At 67.3% G+C, this 17,005-nt stretch carries 18 protein-coding genes; 13 read left to right on the top strand and 5 right to left on the bottom strand.

Annotation, left to right across the window (positions count from 1 at the left end; translation table 11 throughout):
* Positions 1 to 36 precede the first annotated feature (36 nt).
* Genes CRO50_RS00670 through CRO50_RS00710 form a run of 9 tightly spaced genes read left to right on the top strand, consistent with a single transcriptional unit; the run spans position 37 to position 7,919 of the window.
* Positions 37 to 1,230 carry an acyl-CoA dehydrogenase family protein gene (locus CRO50_RS00670; protein WP_097143949.1) on the top strand — a complete coding sequence of 398 codons (1,194 nt, stop codon included), beginning with the start codon at positions 37 to 39 and terminating at the stop codon, positions 1,228 to 1,230.
* Between the two features lie 9 nt (positions 1,231 to 1,239).
* A complete protein-coding gene (locus tag CRO50_RS00675; RefSeq protein ID WP_179747182.1) occupies positions 1,240 to 2,364 on the top strand; it encodes an acyl-CoA dehydrogenase family protein in 1,125 nt (374 codons plus the stop codon).
* Positions 2,364 to 3,188 carry an SDR family NAD(P)-dependent oxidoreductase gene (locus CRO50_RS00680; protein WP_097143951.1) on the top strand — a complete coding sequence of 275 codons (825 nt, stop codon included), beginning with the start codon at positions 2,364 to 2,366 and terminating at the stop codon, positions 3,186 to 3,188. The genes CRO50_RS00675 and CRO50_RS00680 overlap by 1 nt, the downstream gene beginning before the upstream one ends.
* The gene (locus CRO50_RS00685; protein ID WP_097143952.1) at positions 3,188 to 3,652 is read left to right on the top strand and encodes a MaoC family dehydratase; all 465 of its coding nucleotides are present in this window, start codon (positions 3,188 to 3,190) and stop codon (positions 3,650 to 3,652) included. The genes CRO50_RS00680 and CRO50_RS00685 overlap by 1 nt, the downstream gene beginning before the upstream one ends.
* Positions 3,649 to 4,575 carry an SDR family NAD(P)-dependent oxidoreductase gene (locus tag CRO50_RS00690; RefSeq protein WP_097143953.1) on the top strand — a complete coding sequence of 309 codons (927 nt, stop codon included), beginning with the start codon at positions 3,649 to 3,651 and terminating at the stop codon, positions 4,573 to 4,575. Before CRO50_RS00685 ends, CRO50_RS00690 begins: the two co-directional genes overlap by 4 nt.
* 21 nt (positions 4,576 to 4,596) lie before the next feature.
* Positions 4,597 to 5,799 carry an acetyl-CoA C-acyltransferase gene (locus CRO50_RS00695; protein WP_097143954.1) on the top strand — a complete coding sequence of 401 codons (1,203 nt, stop codon included), beginning with the start codon at positions 4,597 to 4,599 and terminating at the stop codon, positions 5,797 to 5,799.
* 6 nt (positions 5,800 to 5,805) lie between these two features.
* Positions 5,806 to 6,468, top strand: a complete 663-nt coding sequence (locus CRO50_RS00700; RefSeq protein WP_097143955.1) for a histidine phosphatase family protein — start codon at positions 5,806 to 5,808, stop codon at positions 6,466 to 6,468.
* A gap of 9 nt (positions 6,469 to 6,477) precedes the next feature.
* Positions 6,478 to 7,509, top strand: coding sequence for a phosphotransferase family protein (locus CRO50_RS00705; RefSeq protein WP_097143956.1), 1,032 nt, complete (start codon positions 6,478 to 6,480; stop codon positions 7,507 to 7,509).
* 8 nt (positions 7,510 to 7,517) lie between these two features.
* Positions 7,518 to 7,919, top strand: a complete 402-nt coding sequence (locus CRO50_RS00710) for a PaaI family thioesterase (protein ID WP_097143957.1) — start codon at positions 7,518 to 7,520, stop codon at positions 7,917 to 7,919.
* A 141-nt stretch (positions 7,920 to 8,060) separates the two neighbouring features.
* Here the strand turns inward: CRO50_RS00710 and CRO50_RS00715 are convergent, their stop codons facing one another.
* The gene (locus CRO50_RS00715) at positions 8,061 to 9,095 is read right to left on the bottom strand and encodes an NAD(P)/FAD-dependent oxidoreductase (RefSeq protein WP_097143958.1); all 1,035 of its coding nucleotides are present in this window, start codon (positions 9,093 to 9,095) and stop codon (positions 8,061 to 8,063) included.
* A gap of 49 nt (positions 9,096 to 9,144) precedes the next feature.
* Here CRO50_RS00715 and mnmC2 point away from each other — a divergent pair, with 49 nt between their 5' ends.
* Both mnmC2 and CRO50_RS00725 read left to right on the top strand, forming a co-directional pair.
* A complete protein-coding gene (gene mnmC2 / locus CRO50_RS00720; RefSeq protein WP_097143959.1) occupies positions 9,145 to 9,825 on the top strand; it encodes a tRNA (5-methylaminomethyl-2-thiouridine)(34)-methyltransferase MnmC2 in 681 nt (226 codons plus the stop codon).
* Entirely contained in the window at positions 9,822 to 10,688 is an 867-nt protein-coding gene (locus CRO50_RS00725; RefSeq protein ID WP_097143960.1) for a DMT family transporter, read from the top strand. Before mnmC2 ends, CRO50_RS00725 begins: the two co-directional genes overlap by 4 nt.
* Here CRO50_RS00725 and CRO50_RS00730 read toward each other — a convergent pair.
* The gene (locus tag CRO50_RS00730) at positions 10,653 to 12,608 is read right to left on the bottom strand and encodes a lytic transglycosylase domain-containing protein (protein WP_232617783.1); all 1,956 of its coding nucleotides are present in this window, start codon (positions 12,606 to 12,608) and stop codon (positions 10,653 to 10,655) included. The genes CRO50_RS00725 and CRO50_RS00730 overlap by 36 nt on opposite strands.
* A gap of 196 nt (positions 12,609 to 12,804) precedes the next feature.
* Here CRO50_RS00730 and dapA point away from each other — a divergent pair, with 196 nt between their 5' ends.
* Entirely contained in the window at positions 12,805 to 13,692 is an 888-nt protein-coding gene (gene dapA / locus CRO50_RS00735; protein WP_097143962.1) for a 4-hydroxy-tetrahydrodipicolinate synthase, read from the top strand.
* Between the two features lie 62 nt (positions 13,693 to 13,754).
* Here the strand turns inward: dapA and CRO50_RS00740 are convergent, their stop codons facing one another.
* A complete protein-coding gene (locus tag CRO50_RS00740) occupies positions 13,755 to 14,141 on the bottom strand; it encodes a DUF302 domain-containing protein (protein WP_097143963.1) in 387 nt (128 codons plus the stop codon).
* Between the two features lie 178 nt (positions 14,142 to 14,319).
* Between CRO50_RS00740 and CRO50_RS00745 the strand changes: the two genes are divergently transcribed.
* On the top strand, positions 14,320 to 15,138 hold the full coding sequence (locus tag CRO50_RS00745; protein WP_097143964.1) for a M90 family metallopeptidase: 819 nt from the start codon (positions 14,320 to 14,322) through the stop codon (positions 15,136 to 15,138).
* A gap of 1 nt (position 15,139) precedes the next feature.
* On the opposite strand, the gene CRO50_RS00750 is transcribed toward CRO50_RS00745, so the two are convergent.
* Together CRO50_RS00750 and CRO50_RS00755 are read right to left on the bottom strand one after the other, a co-directional pair.
* A complete protein-coding gene (locus CRO50_RS00750; protein ID WP_097143965.1) occupies positions 15,140 to 15,727 on the bottom strand; it encodes a VOC family protein in 588 nt (195 codons plus the stop codon).
* Between the two features lie 93 nt (positions 15,728 to 15,820).
* Positions 15,821 to 17,005 (bottom strand): amino acid aminotransferase, encoded by a 1,185-nt coding sequence (locus CRO50_RS00755; protein WP_097143966.1) that lies wholly within the window; start codon positions 17,003 to 17,005, stop codon positions 15,821 to 15,823.

Consider the following 17,005-nt stretch of genomic DNA (forward strand, 5'->3'; position numbering starts at 1 on the left):
CTGCAATGCGAAAGACAAACCGTTGGGGAGGACGGTATGCTGGATCTCAGCGACGACCCGGAGGCCTTCCGGGCCAATGTTTCCACGTGGATAGAAGCGCATTGTGCAGAGAGCCTGAGGGCGATTCCCCAGGCCGAGCGCGAGATCTGCTGGGGCGGCAAGGGCTTCACCTTCGCCTCGCAGGCGCAGCACGACTGGATGAAGGCTGCGGCGGAAACCGGCATGAGCGCGCCGCGCTGGCCGGTGGAATACGGCGGCGCTGGCCTCAGCCGGGCGCAGGAGAAGATCTACCGCGAGGAACTGGCGCGGCTGAACGCCCCCACCCCGCTGGAAAGCTTCGGCCTGTGGATGCTGGGCCCAGCCCTGCTGCAGTTCGGCACGCACGAGCAGAAGCTGCACTACCTGCCGCAGATCACCCGCGGAGAGATTCGCTGGTGCCAGGGCTATTCCGAACCCGGAGCAGGCTCCGATCTGGCCTCGGTCCAGACCCGCGCCGAGGACATGGGCGATCACTGGCTGGTCAACGGCTCGAAGATCTGGACCAGCTATGCCGACAAGGCCGATTGGATCTTTGCCCTGGTGCGGACGGACCGCGAGGCGCCGAAGCATCGCGGCATCTCCTTCATGCTCATCGACATGGAGGCGGAGGGCGTCACCACCCGACCAATCCGCCTGATCTCGGGCGCGTCGCCCTTCTGCGAGACCTTCTTCGAGAATGTGGTCGTCCCGAAAGAGGACCCCGTCGGGCTGTCCCGAATCGTCGGAGAGCTGAATCGCGGCTGGGACGTGGCCAAGCACTTGCTGACCCACGAACGCGAGATGATCGGCGGCGGGGCGCAGGGGCTACTGGGCAGCCGCTCGCTTGGGGCCTTCCTGGCCGATCTCGATCCCGAGGTACTGGAGGACCCGGTGCTGAAGACCCGCGCCATGGCGCTGGAGATCGACAGCCTGGCCACCGCCATGACCCTCGAGCGCTACAAGGACATGGCGAAACAGGGCGGCGTCGGTCACGCCTCGGCGATGCTGAAATACGCCGGCACCGAGCTGAACAAGCGCCGCTACGAACTGCTGATGTCCGTCACCGGCTCTGATGGGCTGGAGTGGGACGGGCCACACGGCACGCTGGCGCAGGAATGGCTGCGTACCAAGGCCAACTCGATCGAGGGCGGCACCTCCGAGGTGATGCTCGACATCCTGGCCAAGCGCGTTCTCGACCTTCCGTCCCAATAGGAGACGCAGATGACACTTTCCCTTGTCCCGTCCGAGGACGAAACCATGCTGCGCGACGCGGCCCGCAGCTTCCTGGCAGAGGCCAGCCCGGTCTCTTCGCTGCGCAGAAACCGGGATCGCGGGATTCCATACGATACCGAACTTTGGAGCCAGATGGCGCAGCTCGGCTGGACCGGTGTTCTGCTGCCGGAAGAGGCCGGGGGTTCTGACATGGGGCACCGTGCGGCCGGCATTCTTGCCGAAGAGATGGGCGAGGTCCTGGCCGCCTCCCCCTTCCTTTCCACCGCGGTGATTGCCGCCACCGCCCTGCGGCAGGCCGGCAGTGACAGGCTCTCCCAGATCGCGGAAGGGGCGGTGACCTATGCCCTGGCCATTGATGAGAAAGCAAAATTCTCGCCTCGGGCCAGTGCCTTGCAGGCGGTGCGCCAAGGCAATTCATATCGCCTCTCGGGTCGCAAGTGCTTCGTCGCCGACGGAAGCTCCGCCAAGCGGCTACTGGTGCTCGCCCGCACCTCCGGCCGCGCCGGAGAGGCAGAGGGCCTAACGCTCTTCGATATCGACGCCGCCCGCGCGGGGGTAACGCCGCAGCGCAGCAATACCGTCGACAGCCGCGACCACGCGACCCTGATCTTCGAGGATGTAGAGGCCACCGGGGCCGATATCCTTGGCGACATCGACAACGGGATGGCGGCGATACATACGGCACTGAATGCAGGTCAGGCCAGCATGGCGGCAGAGCTTCTGGGCCTCACCTCGGGCGCCTTCTCGATGACTGCCGGCTACCTGCGCGAGCGCAAGCAGTTCGGCCGCACCATCGGCTCTTTCCAGGCGCTGCAGCATCGCGCCGCCCATCTCTGGGCGCAGATCGAGATCACCGCCTCCGCCGTCGCCAATGCCGGCCGGGTGCTGGACGAGAGCCCCGACGAGGCCGACCTGGCCGTCTCTGTCGCCAAGGCCCATGCCACCCAAACCGCACAGCTGGCCGTGCGCGAGGGCGTCCAGATGCATGGCGGCATCGGCATGACCGATGAGTTCGACATGGGCTTCTACATGAAACGCGCCCGCGTCGGCGCCGAATGGCTGGGCGATTACGGCTATCACGCCGCCCGCGTGGCCGCTGCACGAGGTATCTGATGTCACTGAAACCGAACGACCTTTTTGATCTGACCGGCAAGGTGGCCCTGGTCACCGGCGGTGCCACCGGCATTGGCCGCATGGCCGCCGAGGGCTTGGCCTCCGCCGGGGCGCGCGTGCTCATCGCCTCGCGCAAGGCCGAGGCCTGCGAAGCCGCCAGCGCCGAGATCAACGCAATGGATCTGCCCGGCTCAGCCGAGGGCTTTGCCGGCGACGTCGGCTCTGAGGCCGGGATCGAGGCCCTGGTGCAGGCCGTGGGCCAGCGCACCGACAAGCTCGACATCCTGATGAACAATGCCGGGCGCACCTGGGGCGCCCCGATGGGAGAATTCCCCTACGAGGCCTGGACCAAAGTTCTTGGCCTCAATGTCAGCGGCATGTTCCACCTGACCCAATTGCTTCTGCCGCTTCTCCGCGCCGCAGCATCGCCCGAGGCACCGGCCCGCGTGGTCAACGTCGGTTCGGTCATGGGCGAGATCCCCAAGGGCCAGGGCGCCTATTCCTACGCGACCTCGAAGGGCGCCGTTCACCACATGACCCGCATCCTGGCGAATGAGCTAACCCCTGAACATATCACGGTAAACGCCATCGCCCCGGGGCCCTTCATGTCGAAGATGATGGCCTTTGCCATCGGTCACGACGAAGGCCGCCGCAAGACCGCCGCGACCGTACCCCTCGGCAGGGTCGGCGCGGAAGAGGACGTGGCAGGGGTGATGCAATTCCTCTGCGGCAAGGGCGGCGCCTATGTCTCGGGCGCGGTGATTCCGCTGTCGGGCGGCATGCAGGTCGCCACCGCCAAGGCCGCCTTCCTGGAGGACGATTGATGAGCGTACTCAGCCGTACGGAATTCAAGGCCATGATCGGCCAGGAGCTCGGGCTTTCCGACTGGATCGAGGTCTCGCAGCAACGGATCGACGAATTCGCCCGCTGCACCGAGGACCTGCAGTATATCCATACGGACCCGTCTCGCGCTGCGCAGAGCCCCTTCGGCACGACCATCGCCCATGGTTTCCTGACGCTTTCGCTGCTGTCGAAGATGGTGCTGGACATGCCTCAGGTCGCGGGCACCACCATGGCGGTGAACTACGGCATGAACCGCATGCGCTTCATTTCGCCGGTGCCTTCGGGTGCGCGCATTCGCGGGCGCTTCACCCTGAAATCGGTGGAAGAGATCCGGCCCGGAGAGATCCAGACCACCACCGACGTGGTGGTCGAGATCGAAGGCAAGGACAAGCCCGCACTTGTCGCGGAATGGCTTGGCCGCAGATATTTTGGAGATAATTCATGAGCATAAGCTTCAAGGGTCGCGTCGCAATCGTGACCGGCGCGGGCGTCGGGCTGGGCCGCAGCCATGCGCTTGGCCTGGCCGCACGCGGCGCGAAGGTCGTGGTCAACGACCTCGGGACGGCGACCGACGGCACCGGCGCGAGTTCGGCCCAGGCGCAAGCCGTGGTCGAGGAAATCCGCGCGGCAGGGGGCGAGGCCATGGCCCATGGCGCCAATGTCACCGACGCCGCGCAGGTCCAGGACATGGTCGACCAGGCGATCTCGACCTGGGGCAAGGTGGATATCCTCGTCTGCAACGCGGGCATCCTGCGGGACAAGACCTTCGCCAAGATGACGCTCGACGACTTCTCATCGGTCGTCGATGTGCACCTGATGGGCTCCGTGGTGCCGACCAAGGCGCTCTGGGAGCATTTCCGTGCGCAAGAGTATGGTCGCATCGTCTACACGACCTCCGCCTCCGGCCTCTACGGCAACTTCGGGCAAAGCAACTACGGTGCAGCGAAGGCTGCCCTGCTCGGCCTGATGAATGTCCTCTGCCAGGAGGGCGCCAAGTACGATATCCGCGCCAACCTGCTGGCTCCGACCGCCGCGACCCGGATGACCGAAGGCCTTCTGCCGCAACAGGTTCTGGACCTCCTGCGCCCCGAAACCATCACCCCCGGCCTGCTCACGCTGCTGCACGAGGATGCGCCCTCGCGGATGGTTCTCGGCGCCGGAGGAGGCTGCTTCACCGAAACCCGGATCTACGAAACCGAGGGCCAGGCCTTCGCGGACGCGGACCTCGACCCCGACACCATCTGGAGCCGTATGGATCAGATCCGCAGCGAAGCGGGTCAGCAGGTCATGCCCGGCGCCTTCGCCCAGACCCGCAAGTACGCCAGCAAAGCCGCCGCGCTGCGCGGCATCGACCTCGAAAAGAAATGAATTTCCCGGAAGGATTTCCTAATGCGTGACGCAGTCATCGTCTCTACCGCCCGCACCCCCATCGGCAAGGCCTTTCGCGGTGCCTTCAACAATACCCAGGCACAGGCCCTGATCGGCCATGCGGTGCAGCATGCGGTCTCGCGCGCTGGCCTCGATGGCTCCGAGATCCAGGATTGCGTGATCGGGACTGCCCTGCAGCAGGGCTCGACCGGCGGCAATATCGGGCGCCAGGCTGCCATCCGTGCCGGCCTGCCGACCAATGTGGCCGGCATGTCGCTGGACCGCCAATGCGCCTCGGGCATGATGGCCATCGCAACTGCCGCCAAGCAGATCACGCAGGACGGCATGCAGATCGCCATCGGTGGCGGCGTTGAGTCCATCTCTCTGGTACAGAACCAGAATATGCGCACCGACCGGGCCCGAGATCCCTGGATCCAGGAGCATCGCCCCGACCTCTACATGTCCATGCTGGAAACCGCCGAGATCGTCGCCGAGCGCTATGGCGTCACCCGCGAAGACCAGGATGCCTATGCGCTCCGCAGCCAGCAGCGCACCGCCGCCGCGCAGGAGGCGGGCAAGTTCGACGACGAGATCGTGCCGATCACCGCCACCATGGGCGTCATGGACAAGGAGACCAAGGAGGTCTCTTTCCACGAGGTGACCCTGGCCAAGGATGAAGGCAATCGCCCCTCGACCACGCTTGAGGGGCTGAACAGCCTGGCCCCGGTCTTCAAGGAAGGCCAGCAGGTCAAGGAAGGTAAATACATCACCGCAGGGAATGCCTCTCAGCTGTCGGACGGGGCCTCTGCCTCGGTCCTGATGGAGGCCAAGGAGGCCGAGAAGCGCGGGCTGCAACCGCTGGGCCGCTATGTCGGCGTCATGGCCGCCGGGCTCGACCCCGACGAGATGGGCATCGGCCCGATCTACGCGGTGCCGAAGCTGCTGGAAGCCCATGGCCTGAAGATGGATGACATTGGCCTGTGGGAGCTGAACGAAGCCTTCGCCTGCCAGGTTCTGCATTCGGCCCGCGTTCTGGGCATCCCCGAGGAGATCCTGAACGTCAACGGCGGCGCGATCTCCGTCGGCCACCCCTATGGCATGTCCGGTGCCCGCATGGTTGGCCACGCGCTGATCGAGGGCAAGCGTCGCGGCGCCCGCTACGTCGTCTGCACCATGTGCGTCGGCGGCGGCATGGGTGCGGCCGGTCTCTTCGAGGTGCTCTGAGCAAGAATGGGCACGCTTTATCTCATCCGCCACGGGCAGGCCTCCTTCGGGGCCGCCGACTACGATGTCCTCTCGGAGACCGGCCATGCGCAGGCGAATGCCCTGGGCCGCTGGTTCGCGGCGCAGGGCATCGCTCCGGATCGGCTGGCCCATGGCGGGCTGCGCAGACAGCGCGAGACACTGGAGTCCATACTAAAAGGTATGGGCTCCGGCGGAGAGCCGGACAGTCACCCCGGCCTCAGCGAGTTCGACTTCAAGGCGCTGCTCGATGCGCGCTTCGCCGAGGCGCCTGCACCCCAGGGCCTGCACGACGACCGGCGCAGCCATTTCCGCACCCTGCGCGACACGGTGCTGATGTGGCAGCGCGGAGAGATCCTGAACCCGCCGGAGACCTGGGAGAGTTTCACCAGCCGCGTCGAAGCGGCCCGCGCGCACCTCATGCGCGAGGGTGCCGAGACGGTCTTCGCCGTCTCGTCCGGCGGGGCGATCAGCCAGATGATCGCCGCCACGCTCGGCGCCCCCGGACAGGCCCAGATCGAGCTGCAGTTGCAGACCCGGAACTGCGCTGTCGCCCGCTTCGTCTTCGGGCGAAACCGCCACTTCCTGAACGGCTTCAACGAGACGCCCTTCCTGACTTCGCCCGACGATCCGCTGCTCACCTATTCCTGAGAGGCCGCCATGACCAGTGACACCCAGACCCTCGATCTGCATGCCGTGGAGCGCTGGCTGAAGGACAAGCTTCCGGGCTTCCAGGGCCCTGTCACCGCAGAGAAATTCAACGTCGGGCAGTCCAACCCGACCTTCCGGCTGACCACGCCGTCGCACCGCTACGTGCTGCGCCGCAAGCCGCCGGGGGTGCTCTTGAAATCCGCCCATGCGGTGGACCGCGAATTCCGCGTGCAGAAGGCCCTGCTGGGCACCGATGTGCCGGTGGCCAAGGTCCACGTGCTCTGCGAGGACCCCGCGGTGATCGGCTCGGAATTCTATGTCATGGACGAGGTCGAGGGGCGGCATTTCAACCTGCCCGACCTGCCGGAGCTGGAGCGCGAGGCGCGGCGACCGATCCAGCAGGAGATGTCCCGCGTGCTGGCCGCGATCCATGGCGTCGACCTGGCCGCGACGGGGCTTGCGGACTACGGCCCCGAGGGCAACTACTACCGGCGCCAGATCGACCGCTGGACCAAGCAGTACCGCGCCGCCGAGACCGAGACCCGCCCCGAGATGGACGCCCTGATGGACTGGCTCGACCACAACATCCCCGCGGACGACGGATTACGTACGCTGGCGCATGGAGACTACCGGATCGACAACATGCTCTTCGAGAAGGACAGCCCCCGCATCGCCGCGGTGCTGGACTGGGAGCTCTCGACCACCGGGCATCCATATGCCGACGTCGCCGCGGTGATCATGCAATGGTCGATGCCGGCGGGTCCCGACGGGCGCGGGCTGAAGGGGGTCGACCGGCAGGCGCAGGGGCTGATGGAGGACGAGGAATTCATCGCCGACTATTGCGCCCGCGCCGGGCTGCCCGGCATCGAGGGCTTCGGCTTCTACCTGGCCTTCACCTTCTTCCGCATGGCTGGCATCATCCAGGGCGTCTACAAGCGCGCGCTCGATGGCAATGCCTCGAACCCGGAACGCGGTCGGCAGATGGGGGCGCTGGTGCCCCGCTTTGCCCGCGCCGGACTGGACGCCGCACATACTGTCTGAGAGGCCCGATGGACCCGAACCTGGTCGAAGACCCCTATCCGCTGCAATCCCACCTGGGCTTCCGGATAACCGAGTGGCGCGAGAACTACGCCCGTTTCGAGCTGCCGATGGAAGAATTTCTGATGAACCGCTACGGCATCCTGCACGGCGGGGTGCATTCGATGATGTGCGACACTGCCATGGGCTTCGCAGGCTGCTACACCGGCGACCCCGAGGCGCGCAACCTGGCGATGACCCTGAACCTCAGCGTGAATTTCCTGGCCCAGACAAGGGGCAAGCTGCTGATCGCGGAAGGGTTCCGCACCGGCGGCGGCGCGAAAACCTTCTTTGCCGAGGCGAAGATCAGCGACGAGACCGGCGTGCTGGCCGCAACCGGAACGGGGGTCTTCCGCCTCCGGCAGGGGGGCTGATTTCGGCCTCGCGGCCGAAGCCTCCGGCGGCAGTATTTCGGGCCGTCGGATGGGGAAAGAGCCTCTTCCATCCATCCGATGGCTGAAAATACTGCGGGGGAGTCCGCCTTGGCGGACGGGGGCAGAGCCCCCTCCCCTGTCTCAGAAAAGCGCCTCGGCCCGGAACCCTTCCGGGATCGCGTCGTGGCCTTCCAGCACCAGATCCGCCATCACCTGGCCGACCTTCGGCCCCATGCCGAAACCGATCTTGAAGCCGCCGTTGGCGATGAAATGGCCGGGGCGCTCGGGCCAGGGGCCCAGCATCGGGGCGCGGCTGCGGGCGCGGGGGCGCAACCCGGCCCAGCGTTCGATCACCTCGGCCCCCTGCAGCACCAGCACGGCGGCACGGGCGGCGGCGATGACCTCGTCGAGCTGCGCATCGGTGCCCAGCCCCTCGAACTCGCGCTCTGAGGTCGAGCCGATGGCCACCGTCCCATCCGCATGGGGCACCACGTGGACGCCGCCGGCGAAGATCTGCGGCACCTGGCCCGCAGTGTGGCGCAACACCGCCGCCTGGCCTTTCACCGGCACGCCGATCTGGCGGCCGGCCATCGCGCTCATCTCTTCCAGACCGGCGGCGCCGGTGGCCCAGATGACGGACCCTGCATCAGGCGCCTCCCCGACGATCCGGGCACCCCGCGCACGACAGGCCGCCGCCAGCGCCTCGCAGGCCTGGCGGGGATGCATGCGGGCGGTCAGCGTGTCGTGAACCAGGTAGCCCGAGGGGCTGACGGGCTCCCACGGGGTGCCGGTCGCCGCGATCACCTGCCAGCTGGCGTGCCCCTGCCAGAGCTCCGCGGCCGTGGCCTCCCGGCCTCGGGCCAGCTCGACGGCGCGGTCATCTGCGAGGGGTTGCAGACGGCCCGAGCGGGCGTAGCCCGGCGAGAGGCCCGAGACCTCCTGCACCTCGGTCCAGAACTCCTCGGCCATCAGCAGGCTGTCCAGCTGGAAGGCCTTCTTGTCGTTCCAGTTCTCGGGAACATGGGGCGCCAGCGCGCCGACGACGCCGCCGGAACTGCCCGCCCCCACGCCGTGGGGGTCGACGATGGTCACCCGCGCGCCGCGTTGCAGGCAGGCCCAGGCGCAGCTCAGACCGAAGATCCCCGCGCCGCGTATCGTGACCTCTGTGCTTGCCATTCCCGTGCCCTCACCTCATCTTCGCGCCGAACTCCTAGAGGATATGACGATGCAGGGCCAGCAGCCTGAAAAGTCGCAGCCTGAGCTTGCGTGGAAAGAGGGCGATGTCCCCGTGGCCACCCGTTTCGACGACCCCTATTTCAGCCTCGGCAACGGGCTGGCCGAGACCCACCATGTCTTCCTGGCCGGCAATGACCTGCCCGCGCGCTTCCGCGATGGCTTCCATATCGCCGAGCTGGGCTTCGGCACCGGGCTGAACCTGCTGGCGGCCTGGAAGCTCTGGCGCGAGACCGGGCAGGCGGGCACCCTGCGTTTCACCACCTTCGAGGCCTACCCCATGGCCCCCGCCGACATGGCCCGCGCCCAGGCCGCCTTCCCCGAGATCGCCGCAGAGGCCGCCCTCATGGCGCCGCACCTGGGCGACGAGGCCTTCGATCTGCCGGGCCTGAGCTTCCGCATGATCACGGGCGATGCGCGCCAGACCCTGCCCGCATGGGCCGCGCAGACGGATGCCTGGTTCCTCGACGGCTTCTCGCCCGCCAAGAACCCCGAGCTCTGGGGAGAGGCGCTGATGCAGGCGGTGCATGATCACACCGCGACGGGCGGCACGGCCGCGACCTACACGGCGGCGGGGCATGTGCGTCGCGGGCTCGAGGCGGCAGGCTTTGACGTTTCCCGCGAGCCGGGATACGGGCGCAAGAGACATATGACGAAAGCCCGGCGCAGATGACCGAACAGAATACCCGGCGCGGCATCGCGCTGATGATCTTCACCACCTTCGTGTTCGCCTGCCAGGACGCGCTCTCGCGCCATCTGGCGGGAACGTACAACGTCTGGATGGTGGTGATGATCCGCTACTGGTTCTTCGCCGCCTTCGTGCTGATGGTGGCCAGCCGCCGCCCCGGGGGCATCCGGGCCAGCGCGAAGACCAGCCAGCCCATCCTGCAAAGCTTCCGGGGCGCCCTGCTGGCGCTCGAGGTCTGCGTCATGGTGCTGGGCTTCACCTACCTCGGCATCATCGAGAGCCAGGCCATCTTCATCGCCTACCCGCTGATCATCGCCGCCCTCTCGGGCCCGGTGCTGGGCGAGAAGGTCGGCTGGCGGCGCTGGAGCGCCATCGGCGTCGGCTTCGTGGGGGTCATGGTGATCCTGCAGCCGGGGGTCGGCGTCTTCGCCCCCGCCGCGATCCTGCCGCTGGTCTCGGCGCTGATGTTCGCGGGCTACGGGCTGGCCAACCGCTACGTGGCGCGCAAGGACAGCGCCGCCACCTCGTTCTTCTGGACCGGCACCGTCGGGGCCGTGGTGATGACCGCGATCGGCGTCTGGTTCTGGGAGCCGATGATCGCCTCCGACTGGGCCTGGATGTGCCTGCTCTGCGCCACCGGCGTGCTGGGCCATTTCACCCTGATCAAGGCCTACGAGCTGGCCGAGGCCTCGGCCGTGCAGCCCTTCGCCTATTTCCAGCTGGCCTTCGGCGCCATGGTCGCCATCCCGATCTTCGGAGAGACCATCCGCCTGAACGTCGCCGCCGGCGCCGCGCTGATCATCGCCGCGGGCCTATTCACCTTCTGGCGCGAGCGGCATCAGCGTTGAGCCCCGCAGCTCTTCGGTGAAGCTGACCGGCAGCGGTTCGCGGCCCAGCCGGGCGCGGTAGACGGGCAGGCTCTCGGCCACGCGCTGGACGTAGTTGCGGGTCTCACGGAAGGGGATCGCCTCGATCCAGTCGACGATATCGACGCTCGCGTCGCGCGGGTCCCCGTTGCGCTCGATCCAGGCACGGGCGCGATGCGGCCCGGCGTTGTAGCCCACCGACATCAGCGCGACATTGCCCGAGAACTCCTGCGCCAGCTCGGCCAGGTAGGCCGATCCGAGGGTCACGTTGTGGCGCCAGTCACGGGTCAGCATCTCCTGCTCGTGCTCGACCCCCAGCCCTTCGGCGACATTGATCGCGGTCTGCGGCATCAGCTGCATCAGCCCCGAGGCCCCGACCGGAGAGCGCACCACCGGGTCGAACTCGCTCTCGCGCCGGGCGATGGAAAGCGCCATCTCCATGGGCACGGGCAGGGCAAGATCGCTCATCGGATGCATGGGGAAATAGGCGCGCGGCAGGATCTGGTTGTTGTAGGCGGCCATCTTGCCCAGGCGGACCGACAAATGCGCCTCGCCACGGGCCTCCAGCAGCGCCGCGAGCTGCGCCTGTTCCGCCGTATCCAGACCTGCCGCGTAGTGCAGCAGGAACATCTCGGCCAGGGTCGACTGGCCCGAGGCCTCGAGCAGCAGCGCAAGCCGGCGCAGCGGCGCGCCCTCCACCTCGGAGCCCTGCCAGGCCGGCTGCGGCCCCATGGCCGCAAGCGATGGGTCGAAGGGCACCCCGGCCTTCTCGGCCGCCAGCATCCCGTAGTAGGTCGTCTGGTGCTCGGCCCCGGCCAGGTAGGCCGCCTGTGCGGCCTCGGCATTGCCGAGCGCCTCATGGGCGCGGCCCACCCAGTAGTGGCCCCGCGCCAGCGATATGGGCGTGCCCACCCCGTCACGCAGGGTCTGGAAATGGCCGAGGGCGGTTTCGGGATCGTCCAGAAGCCGCAGTGAGACATAGCCCGCCAGCCACTCCAGATCGGCAAAATTGGCCCCGCTGGTCAGCTGGTGATGGGCAGAGAGCTGATAGGCCAGCTTCGGGTCGCCGTCCCACATCTCCTCGCGCGCCCAGAGGCGGCGCTCACCGGCCCAGAGATCGCCCCGGCCCAGGCCTTCGGGGATCTCGCTCTGGCGCAGCAGGATCTGGCGGGCGTCCTCGTCGCGGTCGTCGTTCATCGCCGCGCGGAAACGGGCGTAGCTGAGCGCGGGATCGCCGCGCAGCGCCTCGGGCAGCGCCGCGATCAGCGCCGTGGCTCCGTCTTCGCCTGCATAGGCCAGGCGACGCGCCTCCGAGAGCCGGGCGGCCTCGCCCGACATCAGCGCGGTCACCCGCTTCTGGTCATCCGCCGCGCCGGCCCAGAACATCGCCTCGGCGCGCTCTGCGTGATGGTCCGAGAGCAGCGCGGCGTGATCGGCCAGATAGGCCGCTTCCAGGCTCTCGCCCATGGGCATCCCGGTCCAGGCGCGCACCAGCTGCGCCTCGGCATCGGCCTGGCGTCCCTCGGCCAGCAGGGCGCGGGCATAGCGCAGCGCGCCCTCGGGGCTGCCGGGGGGCGAGCCGTCGAAGAAGGCCAGCACCTGGGCGTCGCTGGCGGCCTCGAAGGCGGGCTCGCTCTGGCGGCGCAGGGGGCCCAGGCCGGGCCAGGTGGGATGGGCCGCGAGGAACACCAGCACATCGGTGGCAGTACCCTCTCCGGCGCGCAGGCGCTGCCACTCGACAAGCTCGACCGCCAGCGGCCCGTCGCGGCGGGCAATGTCGCGCGCGCGCTCCCAGTCGCCCCGCGCCATGGCCGAAAAGGCCCAGGCCAGCGGCCGCGGCATGATCCGCGAGGGCGCCTCGGCACTGGTCTCGGCAGCCAGGGGCAGGCCCGAAACGGACATGGAAATCGCCATGAGAACGGCGAAAACCGGCGTAATTCGTCGCGCTATCACTTGTTTTGGCCCCGTTCCAAGGATATTCGATCCCGACGATAATGCGCCGAGCCTGTGTCTCAACTCACATATCAGACAGGACGGTATTTCCCACGGGTCCGTGCGGTTTTCCGCCGCCGCCCGCCACGATGAAAAGGAGCGTGTCATGTTCAAAGGGTCCATCCCTGCCCTGGTCACGCCGTTCAAGGACGGCGAGCTGGATCTGGATACGCTGAAGAAACTCGTGGACTGGCATGTGGCTGAGGGCTCGAACGGGCTGGTGCCCGTCGGCACCACCGGCGAGTCGCCCACCCTGTCGCTGCGCGAGCATGAGATCGTGGTGGAAGAGGTGGTGAAGTATGCCGCGGGCCGCATCCCGGTGATCGCCGGTGCCGGTGCCAACAACACCGCCGAGGGCATCCGCCTGATCAAGCATGCCGCCGAGGTGGGGGCCGATGCCGCGCTGGTGGTGACGCCCTATTACAACAAGCCGACCCAGGCCGGCCTGATTGCCCATTACACCGCGATGCATGACGCGGCCGAGCTGCCGATCATCATCTACAACATCCCCGGTCGTTCGGTGATCGACATGCTGCCCGAGACCATGGCCGTGCTGTCGAAGCTGCCGCGGATCGCAGGCGTCAAGGATGCCACCGGCAAGCTGGATCGCGTAGCCTTCACGCGCATGCTCTGCGGCGCCGATTTCTGCCAGCTCTCGGGCGAGGACGCCACCGCCGTCGGCTTCAACGCCATGGGCGGCGTCGGCTGTATCTCGGTCACCGCCAACGTGGCGCCGAAGCTCTGCGCCGAGATGCAGCAGGCGACGCTGGACGGCGATTATGCCAAGGCGCTGGAGTACCAGGACCTGCTGCTGCCCCTGCACGAGGCGATCTTCCTGGAACCCGGTCTGGCCGGTGCCAAGTTCGCCATGTCCGAGCTGGGCCTGTGCAGCCCCGAGGTGCGCCTGCCGCTGCTCGAGGTCACCGAGCCGGTGAAGGAAAAGATCCGGGCCGCCATGCAGCACGCGGGCCTCTACGAGACCGCCGCCGCCTGAGCGCCCATGGCGTGACAGATTTCAGGGCCGTCCCTTGCGGGGCGGCCCTTCTTGCATTCCGCTCAGGCGGCCTCGACGGCGCGCGCCAGCATGTCGCGCACCGAACCCGCAACCGCCTGCAATTCGTCATTGTCGATCGCCTGCATCGAGGCCACCGGGTCGATGGCCGAGACCTCGACCCCGCCCTCGACCTCGCGCAGGATCACGTTGCAGGGCAGCATGACACCGACGCGGGGCTCTGCCCCGATCGCCTGGAAGGCCAGCTTGGGATTGCAGGCGCCTAGGATCGTGTAGCCCGCCATGTCCTCGTCGATCTTCTTCTTCATCGTCGCCTTCACGTCGATCTCGGTCAGCACGCCGAAGCCCACCTCGGCAAGCGCGGCGCGGACGCGCTGGTCCGCCTCGGCAAGCGTGACATCGCTCAGCAGTCGGTCGTGGGTATAGCTCATCTGAGTTCTCCCTTGATGGCTTGGTAGCGCCGGCCCCCAGGGGGTGGGCGCGGGTCACAGTGTAGGCCCAGGCCATGGCAGATCAACGGAACTATTTGTCCGGGTCATCCGCCACCCTGCGCTTTGTCATTGCCGGTCGGGATGACTAGGTAGGGGAAAGACCCTTCCGAGGCCCTGCATGACCACCTTCCTGCTTTTCGTCCTGATTCTCGTCGCGGCCTTCGCCTCGTGGAGCTTTGCCCGCCAGAAGGCCCGCCAGCTGCGCCGCGAGGCGGGGCTGAGCGATGCGGAGCGCGCCATCGTCGCAGACCAGGTGCCCCTGTCGCGTGCCCTGCCCGCCCCCCTGCGCGCGGGCTTCGAGGCGCAGATCACCGATTTCCTCGACCAGGTGGATTTCATCGGCTGCGACGGGCTGGAGGTGACCGAGGAGATGCGCCTGTCCATCGCCGCCCAGGCCTGCCTTCTGGTGGCCAATTCCGGCACCTGGTACGACACGCTGCGCAGCGTGCTGGTCTATCCCGGCGCCTTCCGCTCGCGCATGAAGGATCACAATGGCTACGTCGTGACCGAGCGCATGACCGTGCGCACCGGCGAGAGCTGGTCGCGGGGGCCGGTGGTGCTGTCCTGGGCGGATACGCAGGCGGGTGCGGACCGGCCCCATGACGGGCACAACGTGGTCTTCCACGAGTTCGCGCACCAGCTGGACGATCTTTCCGGGGCCACCGACGGCATGCCCGACCTGGCCCCCGGACAGGACCCGGCCGAATGGCGTCATGTCTTTGAAGAGGCCTACGCCCAGCACCTCTACCGGGTCGAAAACCACCGCAAGACGCTGTTCGATCCCTATGGCGCCGAGGGCCCGCAGGAGTTCTTCGCCGTCGCCGTGGAGGCCTTCTTCGAGACGCCCGAGCGCATCCGGGACCATGCGCCCGAGGTCTATGCCCAGCTCAGCCGGTTCTTCGCGCTGGACCCGGCGGAATGGGCTCAGCCCCGGTAAATCAGCGGCTGTAGGGGTCGGCGGGCGCGCGGCTGCTCGACAGGGTGGCGGTGGAGCGTTCCACGATCAGCTCGATGGCATCGGCCAGGTGCTCTTCGGCAATGTTGTAATCGCCGCGGGCGACGCGGATCTTGTGGGCTTCCAGCAGCACCTCGGCATGGGTCGAGCCTTCGGGCGGGAAGAACTTGTAGGCGGCGAGCTCGATCAGCAGGCCCAGGGGGTCCTTGAAGTAGATCGAATCCATGAAGCCCCGGTCCTTGATGCCCGAGTGCTCGATGCCGCGTTCATCCAGTCGCTTGACGGTCTGGGCGAAGGTGGCGGCAGAGACGTTGAAGGCCAGGTGGTGGACGCAGCCAGGATCCATCGGCGTGCGGTCGTGGACCCGCTTGCGGTCTTCATTGGTGAAGATGGTGATCAGCCGCCCGTCGCCGGGATCGAAGTAGAGATGGCCCTGGTTCGGGTCATCCAGGTTGGGCTGGTCGAAGACGAAGGGCATGCCCAGCACACCTTCCCAGAAGTCGATGCTGGTCTGGCGGTCGGCCCCGGTGAGGGTGATGTGATGCACCCCCTGAACTTGCAACTTGCGCATGAAACTCCCCCTCTGTTCACGGGGGATGGTCGACCGAAGCGCGCGCGCGGTCAAGTATCAGGGCTCCACAGCCACTGTGGAGCCCTGCAGGGTTCAGACGCCGGCGTCGACGATGGCTCGGGCCAGGATCGGCACGGTCTGGCTGTTCAGACCCGCGATGTTCATGCGCGAATCGCCGACCATGTAGATCGCGCTGTCCTCGCGCATCTTCTCGACCAGCTCGGGCGTGGTGCCGAGGCGCGAGAACATGCCGCGGTGCTCGGCCAGGAAGGCGAAGCGGTCGGAGTTGGTCAGGCGCGCCAGCTCACCGGCCAGCTGCTTGCGCAGCTCCAGCATGCCCAGGCGGGTCTCTTCCAGCTCGGCGGCCCAGTCGGCGCGCAGGGCGGGATCACCGAGGATCGTCGCCACGACGCGGGCGCCATGGTCGGGCGGGAACGAGTAGTTCTGGCGGTTGAGGAAGTTCAGCGTGCCCTGCGCCACCTTGGTCTTGCCCGCATCGGCAGAGACCGCCATCAGCAGGCCGGTGCGCTCGCGGTAGATGCCGAAGTTCTTCGAGCAGGACGCCGCGATCAGGCATTCCGGCACCGAGGAGGCCACGAGGCGGGTGCCCGCCGCATCCTCGTCGAGGCCGTCACCGAAGCCCTGGTAGGCGATGTCGATCATCGGCATGGCGCCGGCCTTCAGCAGGCAATCGACCACTTCCTGCCACTGCGCCATGTCAAGGTTGGCGCCCGTGGGGTTGTGGCAGCAGCCGTGCAGCAGCACCACGTCGCCCTGCTTCAGCTGGCCCAGGTCTTCCATCATGCCCGAGAAGTTCACACCGCCGGTCTCGCTGTCGAAATAGCGGTAGGTGACCACCGGCATGTCCATGAACTTGAGGATGGACAGGTGGTTGGGCCAGGTCGGATCAGAGACGAAGATCCGCGCCTCGGGGTTGGCAAGACGGATCATCTCGAAGGCCTGGCGCACGGCACCGGTGCCGCCCGGCGTGGCGGCAGCCGCCACCTGGCCGCGCTCGACCGCGTCGCCCAGGACCAGGTCGACCATGGCGTCGGCGAAGGCCGGATCACCGGCGAGACCGACATAGGATTTCGAGCTCTGCTCTTCCCAGATCTTCTTCTCGGCGGCCTTCACGGCACGCATCACCGGGGTCACGCCCTCGGCGTTCTTGTAGACACCCACGCCCAGGTCGATCTTCTCGGCACGGGGGTCGGCCTTGTAGAACTCCATCAGCTGGAGGATCTTGTCGGCGGGTTGTTCCTTGAGGTTCTCGAACAT

This window comes from Pseudooceanicola antarcticus (genome assembly GCF_900215355.1).
Classification (GTDB): Bacteria; Pseudomonadota; Alphaproteobacteria; order Rhodobacterales; family Rhodobacteraceae; genus Pseudooceanicola; species Pseudooceanicola antarcticus.

Bases quoted from the DNA above. Each gene is read 5' to 3' on its own strand.
- CRO50_RS00725 (WP_097143960.1), top strand. From the start codon at position 9,822: ATGACCGAACAGAATACCCGGCGCGGCATCGCGCTGATGATCTTCACC.
- CRO50_RS00695 (WP_097143954.1), top strand. From the start codon at position 4,597: ATGCGTGACGCAGTCATCGTCTCTACCGCCCGCACCCCCATCGGCAAG.
- CRO50_RS00755 (WP_097143966.1), bottom strand. From the start codon at position 17,005: ATGTTCGAGAACCTCAAGGAACAACCCGCCGACAAGATCCTCCAGCTG.
- CRO50_RS00675 (WP_179747182.1), top strand. From the start codon at position 1,240: ATGACACTTTCCCTTGTCCCGTCCGAGGACGAAACCATGCTGCGCGAC.
- CRO50_RS00705 (WP_097143956.1), top strand. From the start codon at position 6,478: ATGACCAGTGACACCCAGACCCTCGATCTGCATGCCGTGGAGCGCTGG.
- CRO50_RS00715 (WP_097143958.1), bottom strand. From the start codon at position 9,095: ATGGCAAGCACAGAGGTCACGATACGCGGCGCGGGGATCTTCGGTCTG.
- CRO50_RS00710 (WP_097143957.1), top strand. From the start codon at position 7,518: ATGGACCCGAACCTGGTCGAAGACCCCTATCCGCTGCAATCCCACCTG.
- CRO50_RS00690 (WP_097143953.1), top strand. From the start codon at position 3,649: ATGAGCATAAGCTTCAAGGGTCGCGTCGCAATCGTGACCGGCGCGGGC.
- CRO50_RS00750 (WP_097143965.1), bottom strand. From the start codon at position 15,727: ATGCGCAAGTTGCAAGTTCAGGGGGTGCATCACATCACCCTCACCGGG.
- mnmC2 (WP_097143959.1), top strand. From the start codon at position 9,145: ATGCAGGGCCAGCAGCCTGAAAAGTCGCAGCCTGAGCTTGCGTGGAAA.
- CRO50_RS00680 (WP_097143951.1), top strand. From the start codon at position 2,364: ATGTCACTGAAACCGAACGACCTTTTTGATCTGACCGGCAAGGTGGCC.
- CRO50_RS00700 (WP_097143955.1), top strand. From the start codon at position 5,806: ATGGGCACGCTTTATCTCATCCGCCACGGGCAGGCCTCCTTCGGGGCC.
- CRO50_RS00745 (WP_097143964.1), top strand. From the start codon at position 14,320: ATGACCACCTTCCTGCTTTTCGTCCTGATTCTCGTCGCGGCCTTCGCC.
- dapA (WP_097143962.1), top strand. From the start codon at position 12,805: ATGTTCAAAGGGTCCATCCCTGCCCTGGTCACGCCGTTCAAGGACGGC.
- CRO50_RS00730 (WP_232617783.1), bottom strand. From the start codon at position 12,608: ATGTCCGTTTCGGGCCTGCCCCTGGCTGCCGAGACCAGTGCCGAGGCG.
- CRO50_RS00740 (WP_097143963.1), bottom strand. From the start codon at position 14,141: ATGAGCTATACCCACGACCGACTGCTGAGCGATGTCACGCTTGCCGAG.
- CRO50_RS00670 (WP_097143949.1), top strand. From the start codon at position 37: ATGCTGGATCTCAGCGACGACCCGGAGGCCTTCCGGGCCAATGTTTCC.
- CRO50_RS00685 (WP_097143952.1), top strand. From the start codon at position 3,188: ATGAGCGTACTCAGCCGTACGGAATTCAAGGCCATGATCGGCCAGGAG.